The organism is Flavobacterium sp. PL12, from assembly GCF_039123485.1.
GTDB classification, from domain to species: domain Bacteria; phylum Bacteroidota; class Bacteroidia; order Flavobacteriales; family Flavobacteriaceae; genus Flavobacterium; species Flavobacterium weaverense.
Genome location: NZ_JBANDI010000028.1, coordinates 1 through 20,680, shown reverse-complemented (window position 1 = coordinate 20,680; position 20,680 = coordinate 1). Strand labels below are relative to the sequence as shown.

The 20,680-nt window shown below is 30.9% G+C and carries 18 protein-coding genes and 1 tRNA gene; 7 read left to right on the top strand and 12 right to left on the bottom strand.

Annotated features, from left to right (window positions below; all coding sequences use genetic code 11):
- Positions 1-42 precede the first annotated feature (42 nt).
- Together ybeY and RCH19_RS12595 are read right to left on the bottom strand one after the other, a co-directional pair.
- Positions 43-462, bottom strand: a complete 420-nt coding sequence (ybeY, locus tag RCH19_RS12600; protein ID WP_343023514.1) for an rRNA maturation RNase YbeY — start codon at positions 460-462, stop codon at positions 43-45.
- A complete protein-coding gene (locus tag RCH19_RS12595; protein WP_343023513.1) occupies positions 459-3,530 on the bottom strand; it encodes a hypothetical protein in 3,072 nt (1,023 codons plus the stop codon). Before RCH19_RS12595 ends, ybeY begins: the two co-directional genes overlap by 4 nt.
- Before the next feature lie 390 nt (positions 3,531-3,920).
- On the opposite strand from RCH19_RS12595, the gene gltX reads away from it, so the two are divergent.
- A complete protein-coding gene (gene gltX / locus RCH19_RS12590) occupies positions 3,921-5,426 on the top strand; it encodes a glutamate--tRNA ligase (RefSeq protein WP_343023512.1) in 1,506 nt (501 codons plus the stop codon).
- Positions 5,427-5,610: 184 nt separating this feature from the next.
- Here gltX and RCH19_RS12585 read toward each other — a convergent pair whose 3' ends face one another.
- Complete coding sequence (locus RCH19_RS12585) at positions 5,611-5,925, bottom strand: hypothetical protein (protein ID WP_343023511.1); 315 nt, start codon at positions 5,923-5,925, stop codon at positions 5,611-5,613.
- A 253-nt stretch (positions 5,926-6,178) separates the two neighbouring features.
- On the opposite strand from RCH19_RS12585, the gene RCH19_RS12580 reads away from it, so the two are divergent.
- Entirely contained in the window at positions 6,179-7,165 is a 987-nt protein-coding gene (locus tag RCH19_RS12580; RefSeq protein WP_121924721.1) for an SPFH domain-containing protein, read from the top strand.
- Positions 7,166-7,196: 31 nt separating this feature from the next.
- Here the strand turns inward: RCH19_RS12580 and RCH19_RS12575 are convergent, their stop codons facing one another.
- The 4 genes from RCH19_RS12575 to RCH19_RS12560 all read right to left on the bottom strand — a co-directional run bounded on the left by RCH19_RS12575 (position 7,197) and on the right by RCH19_RS12560 (position 10,601).
- Positions 7,197-7,469 (bottom strand): DUF6327 family protein, encoded by a 273-nt coding sequence (locus RCH19_RS12575; RefSeq protein WP_343023510.1) that lies wholly within the window; start codon positions 7,467-7,469, stop codon positions 7,197-7,199.
- A gap of 3 nt (positions 7,470-7,472) precedes the next feature.
- The gene (locus RCH19_RS12570) at positions 7,473-7,823 is read right to left on the bottom strand and encodes a phage holin family protein (RefSeq protein ID WP_121924723.1); all 351 of its coding nucleotides are present in this window, start codon (positions 7,821-7,823) and stop codon (positions 7,473-7,475) included.
- 39 nt (positions 7,824-7,862) lie between these two features.
- Positions 7,863-8,192 carry a YtxH domain-containing protein gene (locus RCH19_RS12565; protein ID WP_343023509.1) on the bottom strand — a complete coding sequence of 110 codons (330 nt, stop codon included), beginning with the start codon at positions 8,190-8,192 and terminating at the stop codon, positions 7,863-7,865.
- 306 nt (positions 8,193-8,498) lie between these two features.
- Positions 8,499-10,601 (bottom strand): glutamine--tRNA ligase/YqeY domain fusion protein, encoded by a 2,103-nt coding sequence (locus tag RCH19_RS12560; protein WP_343023508.1) that lies wholly within the window; start codon positions 10,599-10,601, stop codon positions 8,499-8,501.
- A gap of 44 nt (positions 10,602-10,645) precedes the next feature.
- Between RCH19_RS12560 and folB the strand changes: the two genes are divergently transcribed.
- Both folB and RCH19_RS12550 read left to right on the top strand, forming a co-directional pair.
- Entirely contained in the window at positions 10,646-11,005 is a 360-nt protein-coding gene (gene folB / locus RCH19_RS12555; RefSeq protein ID WP_121924726.1) for a dihydroneopterin aldolase, read from the top strand.
- Positions 11,006-11,108: 103 nt separating this feature from the next.
- A tRNA-Cys gene (locus tag RCH19_RS12550) sits at positions 11,109-11,179 on the top strand.
- A 1,225-nt stretch (positions 11,180-12,404) separates the two neighbouring features.
- Here RCH19_RS12550 and RCH19_RS12545 read toward each other — a convergent pair.
- The 3 genes from RCH19_RS12545 to rnr are packed head-to-tail and all read right to left on the bottom strand — an operon-like array spanning position 12,405 to position 15,989.
- On the bottom strand, positions 12,405-13,082 hold the full coding sequence (locus RCH19_RS12545) for a LysE family transporter (RefSeq protein WP_343023507.1): 678 nt from the start codon (positions 13,080-13,082) through the stop codon (positions 12,405-12,407).
- A gap of 41 nt (positions 13,083-13,123) precedes the next feature.
- Complete coding sequence (locus RCH19_RS12540; protein WP_121924728.1) at positions 13,124-13,792, bottom strand: head GIN domain-containing protein; 669 nt, start codon at positions 13,790-13,792, stop codon at positions 13,124-13,126.
- 4 nt (positions 13,793-13,796) lie between these two features.
- Entirely contained in the window at positions 13,797-15,989 is a 2,193-nt protein-coding gene (rnr, locus tag RCH19_RS12535) for a ribonuclease R (RefSeq protein WP_343023506.1), read from the bottom strand.
- Between the two features lie 120 nt (positions 15,990-16,109).
- On the opposite strand from rnr, the gene RCH19_RS12530 reads away from it, so the two are divergent.
- Both RCH19_RS12530 and rpiB read left to right on the top strand, forming a co-directional pair.
- On the top strand, positions 16,110-16,343 hold the full coding sequence (locus RCH19_RS12530; protein WP_121924730.1) for a DUF2007 domain-containing protein: 234 nt from the start codon (positions 16,110-16,112) through the stop codon (positions 16,341-16,343).
- Between the two features lie 720 nt (positions 16,344-17,063).
- Positions 17,064-17,492 (top strand): ribose 5-phosphate isomerase B, encoded by a 429-nt coding sequence (gene rpiB, locus RCH19_RS12525; protein WP_343023505.1) that lies wholly within the window; start codon positions 17,064-17,066, stop codon positions 17,490-17,492.
- A 139-nt stretch (positions 17,493-17,631) separates the two neighbouring features.
- On the opposite strand, the gene RCH19_RS12520 is transcribed toward rpiB, so the two are convergent.
- Entirely contained in the window at positions 17,632-17,898 is a 267-nt protein-coding gene (locus tag RCH19_RS12520; RefSeq protein ID WP_343023504.1) for a DUF1294 domain-containing protein, read from the bottom strand.
- Positions 17,899-17,986: 88 nt separating this feature from the next.
- Between RCH19_RS12520 and RCH19_RS12515 the strand changes: the two genes are divergently transcribed.
- On the top strand, positions 17,987-20,110 hold the full coding sequence (locus RCH19_RS12515) for a Tex family protein (RefSeq protein ID WP_343023503.1): 2,124 nt from the start codon (positions 17,987-17,989) through the stop codon (positions 20,108-20,110).
- A 74-nt stretch (positions 20,111-20,184) separates the two neighbouring features.
- Here the strand turns inward: RCH19_RS12515 and tatA are convergent, their stop codons facing one another.
- Positions 20,185-20,385, bottom strand: a complete 201-nt coding sequence (tatA, locus tag RCH19_RS12510; RefSeq protein ID WP_121924734.1) for a twin-arginine translocase TatA/TatE family subunit — start codon at positions 20,383-20,385, stop codon at positions 20,185-20,187.
- Positions 20,386-20,680: the final 295 nt, after the last annotated feature.

Here is a 20,680-nt window from a genome sequence, read left to right as displayed (position 1 = left end):
GTTCCACGTGAAACATCACTTGTGCTATTTCCGATTTTAGGACTATTGTTCCACGTGGAACAGAGCGATTTTTTCATCTTCCTTCTTTCGCATCAGCGCTTCTTCGTCTTCTCCTTTATCTTTATAACCGCAGTAATGTAAAATGCCATGTGCTAAAACACGCTTAATTTCTTCCTCAAAAGTTACGTTAAAGTCAATGGCATTGTCCTTAACTCTTTCGACAGAAATAAAGCAATCACCGCTTATCTCATTTCCCATTGTGTAATCAAAACTAATTACATCTGTAAGTGTGTCATGATTAAGATACTCAACATTTATCTTATGTAGATATTCATCATCACAAAATATGTAACTTATCTCTCCCTCCTTTTTATTCTCTGATGCAATAACAGCAGATAACCATGAAGCAATACTTACTTCGTTTTCTAAAATAAAATCTGTTTCGTAATTAAAATTGATCATTTTTTATTGAAATATTCTTGAACCTTTTGATTAAAATTCGAGCGCAAAGGTAACGATTGTCTGTTTAATATTTCTATACTGTTTAAATAATCTAACAATGCAGGTGGCAATGTATTAGATTGATTGTTAAACTCCTTTCTATTACTTTCAGATTGTCTTTTATTTTCCTCCCCTTGCTGCTGTAATGCTGTATTTAATTTTAATAAATCCTGCTTGACATTTAGCATTCTCTGAAGCGTTTCGTTTTTAAATCCTTTGTTCAAAAGCTCCTTTTCTATTTGTTTCATTTGCTCCAAAGCACTTTGCCCATTTCCACCAATTCCTTGTTTGTTTAGCTCTTTTTGCAATGCCTCCCGCAATTCCTTTTGCTGCTTATAGATTTCCATGATTGCCTCAGCATCTCCTTCTCCGTCAGAGCCGCCTTTTCCATTCTCACCTTGCTGACCTTGTTTGCCTTTTTCTCCCTTCTCACCTTCACGCGGTTTCTGACCTTTTTTCATTCCATCCTTCATTTTCTCTTCTAATCCTTGCTGTTTCTTAATGATATCTGGCAATTGCATACCTTGCCCCTGTCCAGGTTTAGGACTACCTGAACTTTTACTAGACATTTGCATCTGCATATTATTTAAGATGTCACTTAAGAAATCTGCCAACTTATTAGCAGCAGAAATCGTGTACTGTTGATGTGATATGCCTTTAGGTACTTGCGCATCTGTCAAGCTAGATAAAGATTTAACAACATTGTAAATAACATTACCTATTTCCTTAGTTATATCTTCCGCAATCTTCGGGTTTCGTAATGACATCGTAAATAAACTATCATCAACGTGTTTAAACTGCAGCTTTAAATCTTGCTGGATTTTAATGTTTTTATTAAATGCTGGCGAACCTGATCTAAACTTTTTAAACTGTTTCATTAAATCCTCTTGCGATAACGAAAAAGCTAATAGATTGTCGAGAACTTGACGCAGCATTGCAACATCTTCTTGCAACTGTTCCATCTCTCCTGCATCCATACTTTCAGCCATTTTTTGAGCTATTTCCTTCATCTTCTTAGCGGCACTTTTCTGGCTAGGCTTCGCTTTATCTTTTCGATCATTTTTTAATTCCTCACTAGCTTTCTTTAAATCTTCTTCTACACTTTTTTGTTTATCATTATCATTCGGTAAATCAAGTGGTGCTTTTAAATCTTTGTTGTCTTTCTTTAAATCCTTTAACTCTTCTTGAATCTTGTTAAATGCGGCATTAATCTCGTCTTGCTTATCGACCTTATTATTTTGTTCACTGTTTGATAATTCCTCCTGCTTTTTAGAAAGTTCATCTAACTTTTTACCAACTTGTTCCGCCTTTTTCTCGACATAAAACTTCTTAGTTAATTCTACTAGCTGCTCTAAATTCTTACTTTGGTTTTTACTGTTTTGTTTAAATTTCTCCAACTTAGACATTAGTTCTTCGCTTTGAATTTTATCATTCAGTTCTTTTAATTCATCTAGAAGTTTTTCATTTTTTTCTAAATCTTGTTCAGATTTATCCATTCTGTTTTTAAGCTCCTCCTTCATTTCATCCTTAGGAGTAGTTTTAAATTTGTCTAAATTCTCATTCATTTTTTTTGCAAATTCTTTCATCATTCCATCTTGCTTCAACTGACGTTTAATGAAATCATTTACTTTTTGTTGATCTTTAAAATCTAAAATTAATTTCTCCTTACCGGTTTTTTGCAACTTCTCCATTTCTGAAATTTGCTTGTCTTGATTCTTCAATGACTTTTCCATACTATTGATGTTGTCGTTTTGCTGTTGCAGCAATTCATCTTCTTTTTCAACATCAGTAGAAATTCGATTGGAAAAAATAGTTGACTTACTACTTTTATAATTATGTATCACATCATTATCAAAAACTTCAAAATAATAGTCATATGAAACACCCTGCTCGACTGGCAGATTACTTGGAAAAGAAAATACAAACTGATCAAAAGAACTATCCTTTATTGCAATTGTTCCACGCTTTACTGATTGTGGTTTACCACTTTGATAATAAACAACTTGCAATTTTGAAAGACCATAGTCATCAGCAACTTGACCTAACACATAATTCTTAGCAACCTTTAAACTGTCGGGAGCATTGTTTGCAGTAATCGTTGGATATTGATCTTTTACAATTGAAAGCTGATAATTAAGTTTTTCGTAGTTTTTTACGTTACTATTAGAAGTAATTATTTGATAATCTGTATTTTGGAATACATTTTTAGCAATCGTAAATCCCTTACTAGTGTTTGTAAAAGGACGTTTTACATTGTCAGTAATCCAATCCGCATTTTGAGTTGCCGAAGTTGTCATATTCCAAGTTACGCGCGTACCTTCTGGAATTACAGCGTTTCCAGTTCCTTTAATAATCTCTGCTTTCTTATTCAGATAACTTGGAAAGTTAAGGATCATTTCAAAATTTGCAATAGATGGAACTTCAACAACTTTAAGCTCATAATCTTTAGAAGAAACTTTATTTCCCTCCACGTGGAACAAAACATTATTTAAAGGTCTCGCAATTTTAAATTCAAATTCTCCCGGCTTTACAGTTTCCATATAATAACTTTCATCATCGATAAAAATAACTGCGTTCTCTGGAACAATACTTCCTTCTGACTTTATTCGAATAAGAAAGTCTTTGCCTTGCTCCGTTTGAAGACTTGAATTCATCAGCACGAATTTAAAAGGAGCTGGTGGAAGAAAAACAGAGTTGAAATGAACTACTCTATTTAAACTTTGAGAAATCACACTACTATTACCTGATAGATAGAATATCGCAATTAATAGTATAGGAATAAGAGCTAGTGGAAAGTATTTCTTATTCGCTTTAAAATTTATAGCACTGCTAAATGGTACAGGTTGCAATAAACTAGCTTTTTGATCAATCGATGCTATGAGAAGTTCAGATTTTACATCGTCATTATTCTCATTAGATAATTGCAAAAAATTAGTCAATTTATCATTTACCTCTGTGAAATGATTACCAATGATTACTGACGCCTGATTGTAATCAATTCCCTTTTGAAGTTTGAATAACTTAAACATTGGAAAAAGAATAAAACGAAAAAGTAAATAGAACTCTACAAGTATAAAAGTCCAAAATAATATGCTTCTACCTATTGGCTTAAGCCAAAGAAAATATTCAACAAATAGTGTAAATAGTAGATACAACAACCCAAGACCAATAAAGAAAATTGATCCTCTTATTAATTCGTTAGTATAAAACTTCCTTATGAAAGCTTCTAATTTTAAATAAACAGAATGTTGGTGGTCCACAATAGTTGACAATTATTTATAACCAATAAAAGTAATATTTTTAATTAGATAATAAACCAATATAATAATGAGAAAATTAGCTGAAATAAATTGCTGTCAAATTTCACTTATTTTTAAATTGATACATTGAAAACGTATCTTTGCACAAAATTTACAGCAATGTCTAAACAAGTTCGTGTGCGTTTTGCACCAAGTCCAACTGGACCTTTACATATTGGCGGAGTACGTACCGCTTTATTCAATTATTTGTTTGCAAAAAAAAATAATGGCGTTTTTTTCTTAAGAATTGAAGATACAGATCAAAATAGATATGTACCAGGAGCCGAGGAATATATTATTGAAGCATTAGAATGGTTGGGAATATCACCTGATGAAACTATTGGTAAAAATGAAAAATTTGGACCTTACCGTCAAAGCGAAAGAAAAGATTTATACCAGCAATATGCTGCTGAATTAATTAAATCGGGTAATGCTTACTATGCTTTTGATACGGCAGAAGTACTAGATGCTGCAAGAAAAGAAGAAGAAAATCAAGGTAAAACATTCATATACAATCATCATAATAGAGAAAAACTAGATACTTCATTAGTAATTTCTCCTGAAGAGATTGCAAAAAGAATCGCCGACGGTGCAGCTTATGTTATTCGTTTTAAAACACCTGTGAATGAAACTTTGCATTTACATGACATCATTCGCGGCGACGTAAAATTTGAAACAAGTCTGCTAGATGATAAAGTTTTATTTAAAAGTGACGGAATGCCAACGTATCACTTAGCAAATATTGTTGATGATCACTTAATGGAAACTTCACACGTTATCCGTGGAGAAGAATGGTTGCCATCAATGCCTCTACATGTTTTACTATATAGAGCATTTGGTTGGGATGCACCTGAGTTTGCACATTTACCGTTAATAATGAAACCTGTTGGGAATGGAAAGTTATCTAAACGTGATGGAGATAAAATGGGCTTTCCAGTATTTCCGTTAGATTGGGAAACAGAGGAAGGAATATCTTCAGGATATAGAGAAAAGGGCTTTTTTCCAGAAGCGGTTATCAACTTTCTTGCATTATTAGGTTGGAACGATGGAACTGAAAAAGAATTATTCAATCTAGAGGAATTAGTTGAATCCTTTGATTTAAATAGAGTTCATAAAGCAGGAGCCAAATTTGATCCAGAAAAAAACAAATGGTTTAACCATCAATATTTAATCAGACAGGACGATTCTCTTTTGGCGAAAGCCTTTGCTCCTACTCTTATTGAAAAAGGTATTACTATATCTGACGATAAGCTGACTAAAATTGTATCCCTAATTAAAGAACGTGCACATTTCGTTTCTGAGTTTTGGGAAATGAGTGATTTTTTCTTTGTGGCTCCAGCAGCTTATGATGAAAAGGCATCTAAAAATTGGAAAGTAGAAACACCTGCTCTAATGCAAGAACTAATTTCTGTTCTTGAAAAAATAGAAGAGTTTACTTCCTTAAATATCGAAACGATTGTTAAAGAGTGGATGACAACTAATGAAATTGGAATGGGTAAAGTAATGCAGCCATTTAGATTGAGTTTAGTGGGAGCTTTAAAAGGTCCTCACCTATTTGACATTGTAGAACTCATAGGAAAAGAGGAAACAATAAGTAGACTTCAAAAAGCAATTACTTCATTATAGAAAAGCAAAGCCCTGAAAAATTCAGGGCTTTTTTTATAGTTGGAAATTAAATTAGTAGATAGTACTCCGTAAATCGCTTTTAAATTATAATCACGAATATTATCGTTTAAATTGACAAACGTGTTATCAACTCAATTTTGATACGAAAAATTTGCTTTAAAACGCCGAATTCCAAAAGTGATACTTACAGTAGGATAAAAATTAAACTTGGAAAAATCGAGAATATATTGAACAAGTAATTTGGTTCAGATATTGCATTCATTTCATTATCTCTACAGCTTTTAAATTTACCATTTACTTGCAAAATGGGTCCAAACTCTGTACTAAAATGATTTTCAATTAAATTATAACTAGCTAATAATGCAATTTGTTCGGTGGCTAATTCATAATTTACTTTTTCTCTTACTAACAGTACATCACTAGTAGATACAGAATAATTATGTTCGCTAAAATGTACGCTGTAAAGTAAATCACAATTCTCATAAAAATTCTCAATCATTTAGAATCCAGCGATTCATCCCATTTTAAAATTCACTTAAACGTTTAAAATGTTTAAATTATAACAATTAATTTCATCAATTATACCAATTCTTTTAGAGTCTTGATAATTATTCTGAGCGACGACTGCTACACAAAAAAAGATAAAAATTAACGTAATTGTGTTCTTTCTCACAATAGTGGAATTTATGAACAAATACCTAAAGATTTTTCGTAAATTGTCAGTTAATTTTTAACTAAAATAAAAAAACAGTATGGACATTGCACTAATTATTCTGCTCGTATTAGGTTTCTTCATCTTACTATCTTCGTTTTTTACCGTAAAGCAACAAACTGCTGTGGTTATAGAACGTTTTGGGAAGTTCCTAATCATCAGACAATCTGGTTTACATTTAAAAATTCCTGTAATAGATCGCATCGCAGGTCGAGTTAATCTTAAAATCCAACAATTAGATGTGATTATCGAAACAAAAACTAAAGATAACGTTTTTGTGAAACTTAAAGTTTCAGTTCAATTTATGGTTGTTCAAGAAACTGTTTACGATGCTTTTTACAAATTAGAATATCCACACGACCAAATTACCTCTTACGTTTTTGACGTTGTTCGTGCCGAAGTTCCAAAATTGATATTAGATGATGTTTTCGAAAGAAAAGATGATATTGCTGTAGCAGTAAAAAGAGAATTAAACGAGGCTATGACTACGTATGGTTATACGATTATCAATACTCTTGTAACTGATATTGATCCAGATATTCAAGTGAAAAACGCGATGAACAGAATTAACGCGGCTGATAGAGAGAAAACAGTAGCTGAATTTGAAGCAGAAGCATCAAGAATTAGAATTGTAGCTAAAGCAGAAGCAGAAGCAGAAAGTAAAAGATTACAAGGACAAGGTATTGCTAATCAAAGAAGAGAAATTGCTAAAGGACTTGTAGAAAGTGTTGACGTTCTTAACCGCGTTGGTATTAACTCTCAAGAAGCATCTGCTTTGATTGTTGTAACACAGCATTATGATACGCTTCAAGCTATTGGTGCTGACGCTAATTCTAACTTGATTTTATTACCTAACTCTCCTCAAGCTGGTAGTGACATGCTAAATAATATGATTGCTTCATTTAGCGCATCTAATCAAGTAGGTGAAATGATGAAAATAAGAAGTGATAAAAATAATATCAAGAAGGAAAACAAAACGGATTATAGATTGCCGGAAAACCCAGCAAATCATGATTTAGAGGACTAAAATACTCTATACATTAAATAAAAAAAGAGGCTCATGAGCCTCTTTTTCTTTTTGCAAACCAATCTTTTACAAAAGGAATTGCTTTATTAAGTACAAATGGAACTGATGCTGATACAATTGCTCCATAAGGGATCACTGAGCTATAAGTTCCTATTAAGTCACTTACAATATTTTGAGGAGTAAAATTTTCTTTCGTTTTCTTCACTCCAAAAACTAATTTCTGATAACTAATTTCTTTTTCAACCTTTAAGATTTCCAGCTCCCTATCAATTTGTGCATAGGAAGTATATTTTTTATTTTCCATAATTTAGTCGTTAAAAAATATTTCCGAAAATTTCTCTAAAATTGGGCCTTCTACAATTTTGTCTTTTACTAGAAATAACAACCCAGTGATCACTAGATATATTCCACCAATAATTAAAAAACCTAAAGGATAGTTATCAATCGATTTACCAATCGCTAAAGCTCCAGCTATCGAACAAAATAATAAAACCATACTCAAGCAAACAAATATCAATGAGAATTTAAGAATCATTGTAGTTGATTTCATAGCGACCTTGAAACCCCATAACTTATAATAAGAGACATTTGTATTGATATACGAATGAATCTGTTCTTGAATTTCTTCAGTATTTTCTTTTAATTCTTCAAAAGCCATTTATTTCATTTTACAATTAATAGATCAAGAAAATCTAAATTACTTTTGAAGCTTAGCATTCTGCTTTTTCAAATCTGATAGTTTATCTTCTAAAAAAGAAATAACTTCTTCTGTTTTATGACTCATGTTTGAAACTAAATCTTGGTAAGTATCTTCTAAATCAACTTTTGCAGTCGATAATTTGTTACTCAATTTTGTAGATACAGAATCAAATTTACCTGTCACATCACTTTTAGCATCATCATATCCGTCCTTTACTTTCTTTCTAGTTTTTGAACCTTTATCTGGAGCATATAAAATTCCTATTCCTGCTCCTACTAACACTCCTGCTAAAACAGCAATCATTGTATTCCCTGTATTTTTCGACATAATTATATAGTTTTAATTTTTCTTACATAAAATTACAAAATTATTAACAGTAAGTAGTTAACAACTCGTTAAAGTGCAAATAATATAAAGGAAAAGTAATTAGAAGCTATATTTTGATCACTTTTAATTGTTTTTGAATAAGTAGTTGTAAAGATTGAAAAAGCGTCTTATATGCCATTTATAGGCGTCAGTTTTGATAAATAAATATTATTAAAAGCTTAATAAATATAACTATTTATTATAATAGAAAAAAGCTCTCAAATTGAGAGCTTTTAATAAATATTGTAATTAGTAATAAAATATTCTTTACAATTTTAAATGTGTCAATAATTGCAACACTTTTTCATTTTTTTCATTTTTTTTCAAATCTTGTAATTGATTTTCTAGAAGACTGAAATTATTTAAATCTACTTGCAAATTTTCAATTGCCAAAATTCTTACGGCAGCTAATTGACTTTTCAACGACATCGTATATAATTTTGTCAATGACTCTTCCTCAATATCTTTTACTTTAACTTTATCAGAGTGATGCAAAATCAAATTAGAGAAAAGTAAAGCATTGTTATCGTTCTTGATATTTTTTATAATTGTTTGAATAATCAAACTGTAATTATCAATACTTTTTATATTTTCAATTATTGAATTTAAAATCAAAGATGCATTGCTTTCGTCTTTTTCTTTCACATATTTATTGATTTCCTTTTGCGTATTCATCAATAAATTTTCCTCTTTTTTACCTTTTTCTTCCCAAGCGTCTTTTAAACCAACCGTTTTATTAAATACAATTTTATCCTCGGTAGTATCATTATCGACATTAAAATAACCTAATCTCTGAAATTGAAATTTCTCTCCTGCTTTTGCAGTTGCTAGACTTGGTTCTACAAATCCTTTGATGATTTGCAATGAATTTGGATTCATAAATTCTAAGAAGTTCTTCTCTTTATGACTGTCAGGAGCCTCATCTATAAACAGTCGATCATAAAGACGAATTTCAGCCTCTATAGCATGTTTTATAGTAACCCAATGTAATGTTCCAGCCACTTTTCTTTGACTTGCTTCACTCCCACTACCACTCCTACTGTCTTCATCATAACTAACATGAATTTCAGTAATATTTCCAGCAGCATCTTTTACCACGCTTTCACCTTTAATAATATAAGCATTTTTGAGTCTAACTTCTTTTCCTAAACTTAGACGGAAAAATTTAGCAGGCGCTTCTTCTAAAAAGTCTTCCATTTCAATATATAATTCTTTCGAAAAAGGAACTTGCCTAAAGCCAGCACTTTCATCTTCCTGATTGTTTTCAGCTTCTAACCACTCCTCTTTATCATCAGGATAATTAGTAATTACTAATTTAATAGGATCTAAAACAGCCATTACTCTAGGTGCTGTTTTATTTAGATCTTCACGCAAACAAAACTCTAAAAGCGAAAAATCAATAACATTTTCTCTTTTGGCTACGCCAATAATATCACAGAACTTTCGAATAGAATTAGCCGTATACCCTCTTCTTCTTAATCCTGAAATTGTAGGCATTCTTGGATCATCCCAACCATTAACAATGTTTTCTTGAACTAATTGTAATAACTTACGCTTACTCATTACAGTGTAATTCAAGTTTAAACGCGCAAATTCATACTGGTGTGGCCTAACTTTACTCTCATCATAAATCTGGTCTAGAAACCAATTATAAAGTTCGCGATGCATCACAAATTCTAAAGTACAAATCGAATGTGAAATCTGTTCCATATAATCTCCTTCACCGTGTGCATAATCATACATTGGGTATATGTTCCATTCATATCCCGTTCTATGATGATGACGATGCAAAATGCGATACATTAAAGGATCGCGCATCAACATATTAGTTGATTTCATATCAATTTTAGCACGCAAAACATGACTTCCTTCTGGATAATCACCATTTTTCATCGCTTCAAATAATGTCAAATTTTCCTCGATAGATCTATTTCTGAACGGACCATCAACACCTGCTTGTGTTGGAGTTCCTTTTTGAATAGCCATATCTTCAGAAGATTGACTATCAACATATGCTTTGCCATTTTTAATCATCCCTACAGCCCAATCATATAATTGCTGAAAATAATCAGAAGAATATAATTCTTCTGTCCATTCAAAGCCAAGCCACTTTAAGTCTTCTTTAATTGCGTCAACATATTCCTGTTCTTCCTTAGCAGGATTAGTGTCATCAAAACGAAGATTTACCGGTGCATTATATTTTAGTCCTAAACCAAAGTTCAAACAAATCGATTTCGCATGTCCAATATGTAAATATCCATTTGGTTCTGGCGGAAAACGAAAACGTAATTTAACTTGAGGAAAACCATTGGCTAAGCTGTCCTCAATGATTTGTTCTATAAAATGGAGTGATTTTTCTTCGGTTGACATAATTTTTCTTAATTTTAGCAAAGATAAAAAATAGAAAACACAAAATGGGAACTATAAAATTAAAAAATATTAGAACATATTCTTATCACGGTTGCTTGATCGAAGAAGGTAAAATAGGTTCTGATTATATTGTTAATTTGGAGATTAAAACTGATTTAAGAAAATCATCTCTTACTGACAATTTAAAAGATACTGTAGATTATGTTCTTTTAAATAGCATTGTTGTTGAGGAAATGGCCATTCGCTCTGATTTATTAGAACATGTTGCACACCGCATTATTACTAGAATATTTAATGAAATACCAGAAGTTTCGAGAATAATTGTAGCAGTTTCAAAATTGAATCCACCTATAGGCGGTGATGTTGAAGCGGTTACAATTGAAATGGAAGAGTACAGATCATAATATTTAAATTACTTTTTAAAGATTCCGAAATAAATTTAAATTTTCAAGGGTTTAATTTTTAAAACTTAAAGTTTTTAAGTACTTTTGCCATCCAATCAAATAAGGCGTCGTGGCCGAGTGGCTAGGCTGGGCTCTGCAAAAGCTCCTACTCCGGTTCGAATCCGGACGATGCCTCAAAAACCTTCAAGGAAACTTGGAGGTTTTTTTATGGAAAATAATGAATAAAATTAAATGCCGGTTCTCCCGAAGCGTAGGGACGGACGATGCCTCAAATACCTTCAAGGAAACTTGGATGTTTTTTTATGGAAAATAATTATAATTTCTTCTTTTTTATTGCTTTTTTAAGGACCAACATTGTCATGCTGGAAGCATCCCTACTACCTTACGCAAATGTGTTGAGACGCTACCAGCGTAACAAATAGAATAGAAACAATAATAATCTTATCAAGCGCATTTTAGATTTTAAAAGTACAATTTTCAGTACCAACATTGTCATGCTGGAAGCATCCTTATTACGTTGCTCAAATGTTTTGAGAAGCTTACAGCGTGACAAATGTAATAGAAACAATAATAATCGTATGAAGCGCATTTTTAGATTGTAAAAGTGCAATTTCCAGTACCAACATTGTCATGCTGGAAGCATCCATCGTACGATGCTCATATATGTTGAGACGCTTCCAGCGTGACAAATGTAATAGAAACAATAATAATCGTATGAAGCGCATTTTTAGATTGTAAAAGTACTATTTCCAATACCAACATTGTAATGCTGGAAGCATCCATCGTACGATGCTCATATATGTTGAGACGCTTCCAGCGTGACAAATAGAATGGATTCTCTAAACACTAAAAATTTAATATAGTTCACTTTATAAACTTCTAATTATATCAGATTTTTAATTACTAACATTGTTATGCTTGAAGAATCCCTCCTACGTTGCTCATATTTGTTGACAAGCTTCCAGCGTGACAAATAGAATAGATAAAATAATAATCGTATTAAGCAGATTTTTAAATTTTAAAAATATATTTTACAGTATCAACATTGTCATGCTGGAAGCATCCCTATTATGTTGCTCACACTAGTTGAGACGCTTCCAGCGTGACAAATAGAATGAGTTCTCTAAACACTGAGAATTTAATAAAATTCACTTTGTAAACTTATAAATTACAGTGTATTTTACATTACAAACATTATTAAGCTGGAAGCATCATTTTTCTAATACTCAAACTTGCTGAGACGCTTCTACTTTGACAAATGCAATAGAAAAATAATAATCCTACAACATCTACAATAAATAAATAAAAAGTATCCTATCCAATTAAAAAAACAAAAAATCCTAATTCTGAATTTCAATTCAGAATTAGGATTATATTAATTATAGACTTTTAAAAAATCTTATTTATCTATTTTGTCAAAGGCATGTTTTACCATTTCTTTTTCTTTTGGGAACCAACCTTGAGTAATTAAAACCGTTCCAAAAACCATCAAAACTATGCTTATTCCTTTTTTAATTTTTAATATATTTATTGGTGTTAGCTTATTTTTTAACTGTTTAGCTAATATTATTTTAATACAGTCAACAGCTAAATAGGATAAAATAACAGTTATAAAAAAGGTAAACATTCTAGATGTCTGCATTTCTAGCTTAGGTCCTACTGAGATAATTACTGCTAACCAAAATCCAAGAACTCCAATATTAATTATATTCAAAAAGAAGCCTTTTACAAATAAACTACCGTAGTTCTTTTTTATAATTTCTTTGTCAATTAAATCGGTATTAATCTTCTGTTCTTTTTTTAATTGAATGAATGAAATTATACCATAAGCTAACATTAAAACTCCGCCAAAAATAAAAAGAGCGGGTTGATCCTTTAAACTTTGGATCAATCTAAAACTTCCTAAATAAGCAATTGCAATAAAAACTATATCTCCTAAAATAACACCTAAATCAAAAACTAAGGCTGCTCTAAATCCTTTTATTATACTAGTTTCTAGTAAGATAAAGAAAACAGGCCCTATCATAAAACTTAAGAATATTCCCCAAGGGATACCTGCTAAAATATCGTTTATCATTAAAATTCGAAATTAATTACCAACAAATTTTTGGTAAAATACTAATTTTTTTCTGTAATAGTTCCACCAATAAAAACTTCTTGATTTATCTGTTTTGGTTTACCATAAATATAAATTGAACCTCCAGCTTTTACTTTCGCATCAACTAAAGTACTAGCATTTACTTCTGATTCTCCTCCAGCGGCAACAGTAATAGTTGTTTGAGAGGTCTTTAAATCTCTTGCATTTAGAATACCACCAGATGTAATGGTTACGTTCTGATTTGTAGCTTTTCCAGATATAGAAATAATTCCTCCAGCATTAGCTTTCACAATCACTTTATCTACGTCAAGATCAATATTAATTTCTCCCCCAGATTTTGCGTTCAATTCAATACTAGTTTGCTTAAAATCATCTTCACTGGAAATATAACTTCCTTCGCTAACACCAATACTTTCAATGTTTTTAAAGTATAATTTTACAAGGATATCGTTACCAGATAACAATTTAGGAAATGGCATTCTAATTTTTAAATCACCGTTCTTGTTTAAAGTTTCCACTTCTGAGGCGCGCGCGCCAGTGATTGTTAATTTATTTTCGTCAGATGAAATTAAAATAACTTTGATTTTATCAAAGACTTTTACTTTATCAAAATCTCCTAAATTTCTATTAACTTGTGCATTTGTAAACTGAGCTAACAATACAAATGCAATAATAACTACTTTTTTCATTTTTCTATTTTAATGGTTCCTCAACTCTTCGTAAGAAATTAAAATCCAATTGTTTTTTAACTAAATCAGCATTTTTTACCTTAACGTAAATTTCATCTCCCAACTGCAATAATTTACCAGAAGTCTCACCTTTTAATGCATATTGTTTTTCATCAAATGTGTAATAATCATCTTTGATATCTCTAATTCTACACATTCCTTCGCATTTATTTTCGATAATTTCGACATAAATACCCCATTCAGTAACACCAGAAATAACACCCAAGAATTCTTCATCTTGATGATCTTGCATGTATTTAACTTGCATGTATTTGATTGAATCACGTTCTGCATTTGTCGCTAAACCTTCCATAGTTGACGAGTGTAAACACTTTGTTTCATAAGTGTCTTCATCCACAGATTTTCCGCCATCTAAATAATGCTGTAACAATCTGTGTACCATAATATCTGGATAACGACGTATTGGCGAAGTAAAATGAGAATAATAATCAAATGCTAAACCATAATGTCCTATGTTGTCTGTAGAATATTTAGCTTTACTCATACTTCTAATGGCAAGTGTGTCAATAAGATTTTGCTCTTTTTTACCATTTACCTGCTCCATCAACGCATTTAATGACTTAGAAATATCACCTTTATTACGGAAATCAATTTTATAACCAAACTTCGCTATAACGGTTTGCATCGCTATTAATTTATCTTCGTTAGGTTCATCATGAATCCTATAAATAAAAGTTTTCTTTTGTTTACCAATGAATTCTGCCACTTTCCTATTAGCTAAAAGCATAAATTCTTCAATAAGATGATTTGCATCTTTTGAAACTTTAAAATAAACGCCTTGAGGTTCTCCATTTTCATCTAAGTTGAACTTCACTTCTACTTTATCAAAAGTAATTGCACCTTCAGCCATTCTCTTTTTACGTAAAATTTTAGCAAGCTCATCTAATTTAAGCGTCGCTGAGACAATTTCTTCTGAAACTTTATAAGAAGCTCCAGTAATGGAAATATCCTCTGGAATTACGTCGTCTTTAGTCTCAATGATGTACTGAGCCTCCTCATATGAAAATCTTTGGTTCGAATGAATAACTGTTCTTCCAAACCACTGATCCATCACTTGAGAATTTTCGTTGATTTCAAAAACAGCAGAAAATGTATATTTCTCTTCATTTGGACGTAAAGAACAAGCAAAATTCGATAGTACTTCTGGTAACATTGGTACTACTCTATCTACTAAATAAACAGAAGTAGCTCTTTGATAGGCTTCATCATCGAGTATTGTACCTTCTTGCAAGTAATACGAAACATCGGCAATATGAATACCAATTTCGTAATTTCCATTATCTAATTTTTTAAATGATAACGCATCATCAAAATCCTTAGCATCTTTTGGATCTATTGTAAAGGTTAATGTATCGCGCATATCGCGACGTTTTGCAATTTCAGTTTCTGTTATTGTAGTATCAATTTTTTGCGCAAATGTCTCCACTTCAATAGGAAATTCTGATGGTAAACCATACTCAGCAAGAATCGCGTGGATTTCAGTATCGTGTTCACCAGGTTTTCCAAGCACTTTAATTACGGAACCAAAAGGACTATCGGCTTTAGTAGGCCAATCTTCTATATGAACTAAAACGACATCACCTTGCTCTGCCTCTCCTATTTTATCCTTTGGAATAAAAATATCAGTATACATTTTTGGATTTGCAGTGGATACAAAAGCAAAATTAGCTTGAATATCAATTACTCCTACAAAATCAGTTTTGTGTCTTTCTATAACTTCAATAACTTCGCCTTCCGGTTTTTTACCTTGTCTTTTGTTATAGACATAAACTTTTACAATGTCTTTGTCTAAAGCGTGATTTAAATTATTCGTTGGAATAAATACATCTTCCTCTAAATCAGCGCATACAAAATAAGCCGTTCTACGACCAGTCATATCTATTTTACCTTCGTAATAATCCTTACTTACGGCCTTAATTAAATACTTTCCTGGTTCTGATTCAATAATTTTATTTTGGGCAGCTAGAATTTTCAAATCTTTAATAATTTGATTTCTGCTTTCTGTATCGTCTAACTCGAGCTTTGCTCCTATTTGTTTATAATTGAATGCTTTATTAGCACTTTGCGATAATATTTTTATAATTTTATCAGAGAAATCTTTCCCTTTTTTTATCGGCTTTCTTAATCTTTTACTCATAAATTCTTTTCTTAAAAGTCTAAAATTACAAAATACTAAGCTGTTACAGCTAAAGAGGTGACATATTTAAAGAAAATATAACTTTGAAGATAAATTGTATCTTTATAAAAAGAATAAAATATGGAAGAATTTAAAACAGTTGCAATATTTAATTACTCACATGAAATTGTTGTATTAAAGCATTTATTAGAACAAGAAGGAATAAGTTATTTTTTTGAAAATGAAATCATGTCTTCTTTTGCGCCAATGTACTCAAATGCTTTGGGAGGAATTAAACTAAAAATACATCCTAACGATTATGAAAAAGTGCAACAGTTGTTAGACAATCTAAATAACAATTTGAAAATCGTTTAAATTTTATATTCTTCGAATATTATTTTTTTGAAAGTTTTATTTTTTGAAAGTTGTTAACATATATTAATATAAACAAAAAGAAAAATTAAATTTAAAATCTTTCTTGGTTGTTATTATAGCTTGTTAATAGTAGCAATAAATATATTTTAAAATGTATTGAAGTCAAGTTAAAAGATGTTATCGCGACTTATCAACATAGTTATATTGTAGTAATGTGCTAGTTTTTAAAAGGTTTTGAATTTTAGTTAACAATGGTTGATAACCGTTTCAATATTCAAATTGTAAATAACTTCAACTATCGTTTTTTGTTAACAACATACTATTTAGTAATGATAACTATTCTAAAAATTCAGCAAACTAAATTAGGATTTTCAATACCCGTTTTGGATTAGTTTTTTTTTATTTATGGACCTAAAAAAGTTCTGATATTCTATCTCAAGTTATTAACATAAAATGTTAATTTAAGGTTAACTGAATATCAGGCAATTAGCTTTTACTATTAACAATGTAAAATTTTAACAATTTTATTTTATAATCTCTACTGATTCTCAGCTAATTATATATATTATTAAATTGTTAACAACTCATAAACTTATGGTTATGTGTTAGTTATGAAGTAAAAAATCAGTTGTGTTTTTTGATTTAAATAAGCGTGATTTATATATCATATAATAGATATACTTTAATTAAATTTGCACCACACAACTTAAAATACATAGTATGAAAATCTCGATAGGAAATGATCACGCAGGACCTGAATACAAAAAAGCGATTGTTGAAATGCTTCAAGCAAAAGGATTTGAGGTAACTAATTATGGAACAGATTCAGCAGCTAGTGTTGATTATCCAGATTTTGGACATCCTGTTGCCACAGATGTTGCTGAAGGTAAAGCTGATTTTGGAATTATCATTTGCGGAAGTGGAAATGGAATTGCAATGACTGCAAACAAACATCAAAAAGTTCGTGCAGCTTTATGTTGGATTAAAGAGATTGCAGCTTTAGCACGTCAACACAATGATGCAAACATAATTAGTATTCCAGCGCGTTATACTTCGATTGCACAAGCAGTAGAAATGGTTGATACTTTCCTAACTACAGATTTTGAAGGTGGAAGACATCAAACAAGAGTTGATAAAATTTCTTGCTAAAAATTAACTTATCACTTATTAATATATAGAAAGCTTAGTTTCAAACTGAGCTTTTTTTTTATGCACTTTTTTTGAGTAAAACATAATTGAACAATTTTTTAAAAAATCATCATTTGTAATTTTCAAAAATCTGTACTTCTTAAAGAAAATAAAAATATAATACCATTACTACAATTTGAATTAAAGCTATTGCCCAAAAGCGAAGTAAATAACTTTTTTTTGATGTTTTATGTCTAAAAAAAAGCATTGCGATTCCTGAACCAATTGTTCCTCCTAAAACAACTAAAATTAAAAGAGTATTTTCTGAAATTCGGCGTTTTCTATTCTTAGCTAAAGATTTATCGTATCCAATTAGCGCAAAGGCACTTAAATTTAAAACTACGAATAAGAATAATAAAGCAATCATTTAACTCAATTTAACTTTCAAAGATATTATTTTAGCGAGGTGATTTCTTTAAATACTATATCAATTATATAAAATACTAGATTTTAAAATGACGAACATCCAATTCATATCAAAGTACGTTGTGATTGCTGCGATAAACATTCAAAAAACAGTGCAATTATTAGCAGAAGATTGTACTATTCCTTTTATTTCTAGGTATCGAAAAGACACAACTGGAAATCTCGATGAAGTTCAAATTGAAAATATAGCGAAGTTCCAAAAGGAATTTGAAACAATAGTAAAAAGAAAAGTAGCAATTTTAAAATCTATTGAAGAACAAAACGCATTAAGTCCAGAACTAAAATCAAAAATTGAAAATAGTTTTGATTTGCAAGAAGTAGAAGATTTTTATCTGCCATTTAAAAAGAAGAAAAAAACAAGAGCAGATGTCGCACGTGAATACGGTCTTGAACCCTTGGCTACGATTATAATAGCACAAGGTAATGATGATATAGATTTTATTTCTACCAAGTACTTAAATAAAAACGTTGCAAATGAAGATGCTGCTCTACAAGGCGCGCGCGATATAGTTGCTGAATGGATTAACGAAAATATTTATGTTCGTAAACAATTACGACGATTATATCAAAGAAAAGCGAGTATTACTACAAAGGTTGTAAAGTCTAAAAAAGACGATGAAAATGCTCAGAAATTTAATCAATATTTTGAATGGACAGAGCCTTTAATTAAAACTCCTCCTCATCGCTTATTAGCTATGCTTAGAGCTGAAAATGAAGGTTTTGTAAAAATGAAAATTGAAGTTGATACTGAGGAAGCTTACGATTTAATTGATGAAATTGTTTTAAAAAAGCAAAGTAATTCAACTTCTCATATGCAGCTTGCTATTGAAGACAGTTTTAAGCGCTTACTTAATCCTGCCATTTCAAACGAGAGTTTACAAGAGGCAAAAGTTAAGGCTGATGCCAATTCTATTCAAGTATTTGCTAATAATCTTGGGCAGTTGTTATTAGCACCACCATTAGGCGAGAAACGAATTCTAGCAATTGATCCAGGTTTTAGAAGTGGTTGTAAAATTGTTTGTTTAGATGAAAAAGGCGATTTGCTGTACAATGAAACAATTTATCCACATGCACCTCAAAAAGAGGAAGTAATGGCGATGAAAAAGATTCGCTCAATGGTTAATTCTTATAAAATTGATGCAATATCTATAGGAAACGGAACGGCTTCACGCGAAACAGAGTTTTTTATTAAGAAGATTGCATTTGATAAACCGGTTCAAGTTTTTATTGTTAGTGAAGCGGGAGCATCAGTATATTCAGCATCGAAGATAGCGAGGGATGAATTTCCTAATTATGATGTAACGGTTCGTGGTTCGGTTTCTATAGGGAGACGACTATCAGATCCATTAGCTGAATTGGTAAAAATAGATCCTAAAGCAATTGGCGTGGGACAATATCAACATGACGTAGATCAAAGTAAGTTAAAGGAAGAGCTAGATAATACTGTAATTCGCTGTGTGAATTCTGTTGGAATTAATATTAATACCGCGAGTAAACATTTATTGAGTTACGTGAGTGGAATAGGAGAGAAGCTAGCAGAAAATATTGTACAATATCGATCTGATAATGGACCTTTTACTGATCGAAAGCAACTCAAGAAAGTCCCTAGACTTGGTGAAAAAGCATATCAACAAGGTGTTGCTTTTATTAGAATTTCAAATGCTAAAAATCCATTAGACAATTCAGCTGTTCATCCAGAAGCTTACGGAATTGTTGAAAAAATGGCGAAGGATTTAAAATTAACTGTGAATGATTTAATAGCTAATCCACAAAAAACAGCGTTAATCAAACCAGAAAATTACATTACGTCTGAGATAGGTTTATTAACTTTAAAAGACATTATCAAAGAATTAGAAAAACCAGGATTAGATCCTAGAAAATCTGCTAAGGTATTTGAATTTGACCCAAATGTTAAATCTATAAAAGATGTAAAATCAGGAATGATTTTACCTGGAATTGTCAATAATATTACCAATTTTGGTTGCTTTGTAGATATTGGTGTCAAAGAAAGTGGCTTAGTTCACATTTCACAGCTAAAAGCTGGATTTGTAAGTGATGTTAATGAAGTAGTTAAATTACATCAACATGTTCAAGTAAAAGTAACAGAAGTGGACGAAGACAGAAAAAGAATTCAGTTGACAATGATTATATAAATCCAAAAAAAGTCCAAATCACATAAGATAAACTGATGTAATTTGGACTTTTTTAATATTGAAAGTAAAGAAATTTATTCTTTTGTTTCTTCTTCTTTTTTGACAACTGTCTGATCTTCTTTAGAAGCGTTTTTGAATTCTTTAATTCCGCCACCTAAACCTTTCATTAATTCCGGTATTTTTTTACCTCCAAAAAGTAGTAAAACAACAACGACAATTAAAATCCATTCTGAACCACCAGGCAACATCCCTAAAGTTATAGTTAAAAAGTTCATGTTTTCTATTTTTTAGAATAAGGTACAAATGTATATAGAATAACCTAACGGAATATTATTTTGCTGCATTTATTTGGTTTCAAAAGCGTTAAAAATTTATTAAAATAAAAATGCTTGCATTACTGTGACACCAATACTTGAGAATACAATAAACCACATTAATTGTTATATTTGTTTAATAATGTGAATCAAGGGTTGAAAAAATGACAAAAAAAGAAAGAAATAACTTTCAAATAATTAGTTTAATAGTCTGAAAATCAGTATATTTAAAGTGTATCCTACGCACATATAAACA

Bases quoted from the DNA above. Each gene is read 5' to 3' on its own strand.
- ybeY (WP_343023514.1), bottom strand. From the start codon at position 462: ATGATCAATTTTAATTACGAAACAGATTTTATTTTAGAAAACGAAGTA.
- RCH19_RS12595 (WP_343023513.1), bottom strand. From the start codon at position 3,530: ATGTTTAAGTTATTCAAACTTCAAAAGGGAATTGATTACAATCAGGCG.
- gltX (WP_343023512.1), top strand. From the start codon at position 3,921: ATGTCTAAACAAGTTCGTGTGCGTTTTGCACCAAGTCCAACTGGACCT.
- RCH19_RS12585 (WP_343023511.1), bottom strand. From the start codon at position 5,925: ATGATTGAGAATTTTTATGAGAATTGTGATTTACTTTACAGCGTACAT.
- RCH19_RS12580 (WP_121924721.1), top strand. From the start codon at position 6,179: ATGGACATTGCACTAATTATTCTGCTCGTATTAGGTTTCTTCATCTTA.
- RCH19_RS12575 (WP_343023510.1), bottom strand. From the start codon at position 7,469: ATGGAAAATAAAAAATATACTTCCTATGCACAAATTGATAGGGAGCTG.
- RCH19_RS12570 (WP_121924723.1), bottom strand. From the start codon at position 7,823: ATGGCTTTTGAAGAATTAAAAGAAAATACTGAAGAAATTCAAGAACAG.
- RCH19_RS12565 (WP_343023509.1), bottom strand. From the start codon at position 8,192: ATGTCGAAAAATACAGGGAATACAATGATTGCTGTTTTAGCAGGAGTG.
- RCH19_RS12560 (WP_343023508.1), bottom strand. From the start codon at position 10,601: ATGTCAACCGAAGAAAAATCACTCCATTTTATAGAACAAATCATTGAG.
- folB (WP_121924726.1), top strand. From the start codon at position 10,646: ATGGGAACTATAAAATTAAAAAATATTAGAACATATTCTTATCACGGT.
- RCH19_RS12545 (WP_343023507.1), bottom strand. From the start codon at position 13,082: ATGATAAACGATATTTTAGCAGGTATCCCTTGGGGAATATTCTTAAGT.
- RCH19_RS12540 (WP_121924728.1), bottom strand. From the start codon at position 13,792: ATGAAAAAAGTAGTTATTATTGCATTTGTATTGTTAGCTCAGTTTACA.
- rnr (WP_343023506.1), bottom strand. From the start codon at position 15,989: ATGAGTAAAAGATTAAGAAAGCCGATAAAAAAAGGGAAAGATTTCTCT.
- RCH19_RS12530 (WP_121924730.1), top strand. From the start codon at position 16,110: ATGGAAGAATTTAAAACAGTTGCAATATTTAATTACTCACATGAAATT.
- rpiB (WP_343023505.1), top strand. From the start codon at position 17,064: ATGAAAATCTCGATAGGAAATGATCACGCAGGACCTGAATACAAAAAA.
- RCH19_RS12520 (WP_343023504.1), bottom strand. From the start codon at position 17,898: ATGATTGCTTTATTATTCTTATTCGTAGTTTTAAATTTAAGTGCCTTT.
- RCH19_RS12515 (WP_343023503.1), top strand. From the start codon at position 17,987: ATGACGAACATCCAATTCATATCAAAGTACGTTGTGATTGCTGCGATA.
- tatA (WP_121924734.1), bottom strand. From the start codon at position 20,385: ATGAACTTTTTAACTATAACTTTAGGGATGTTGCCTGGTGGTTCAGAA.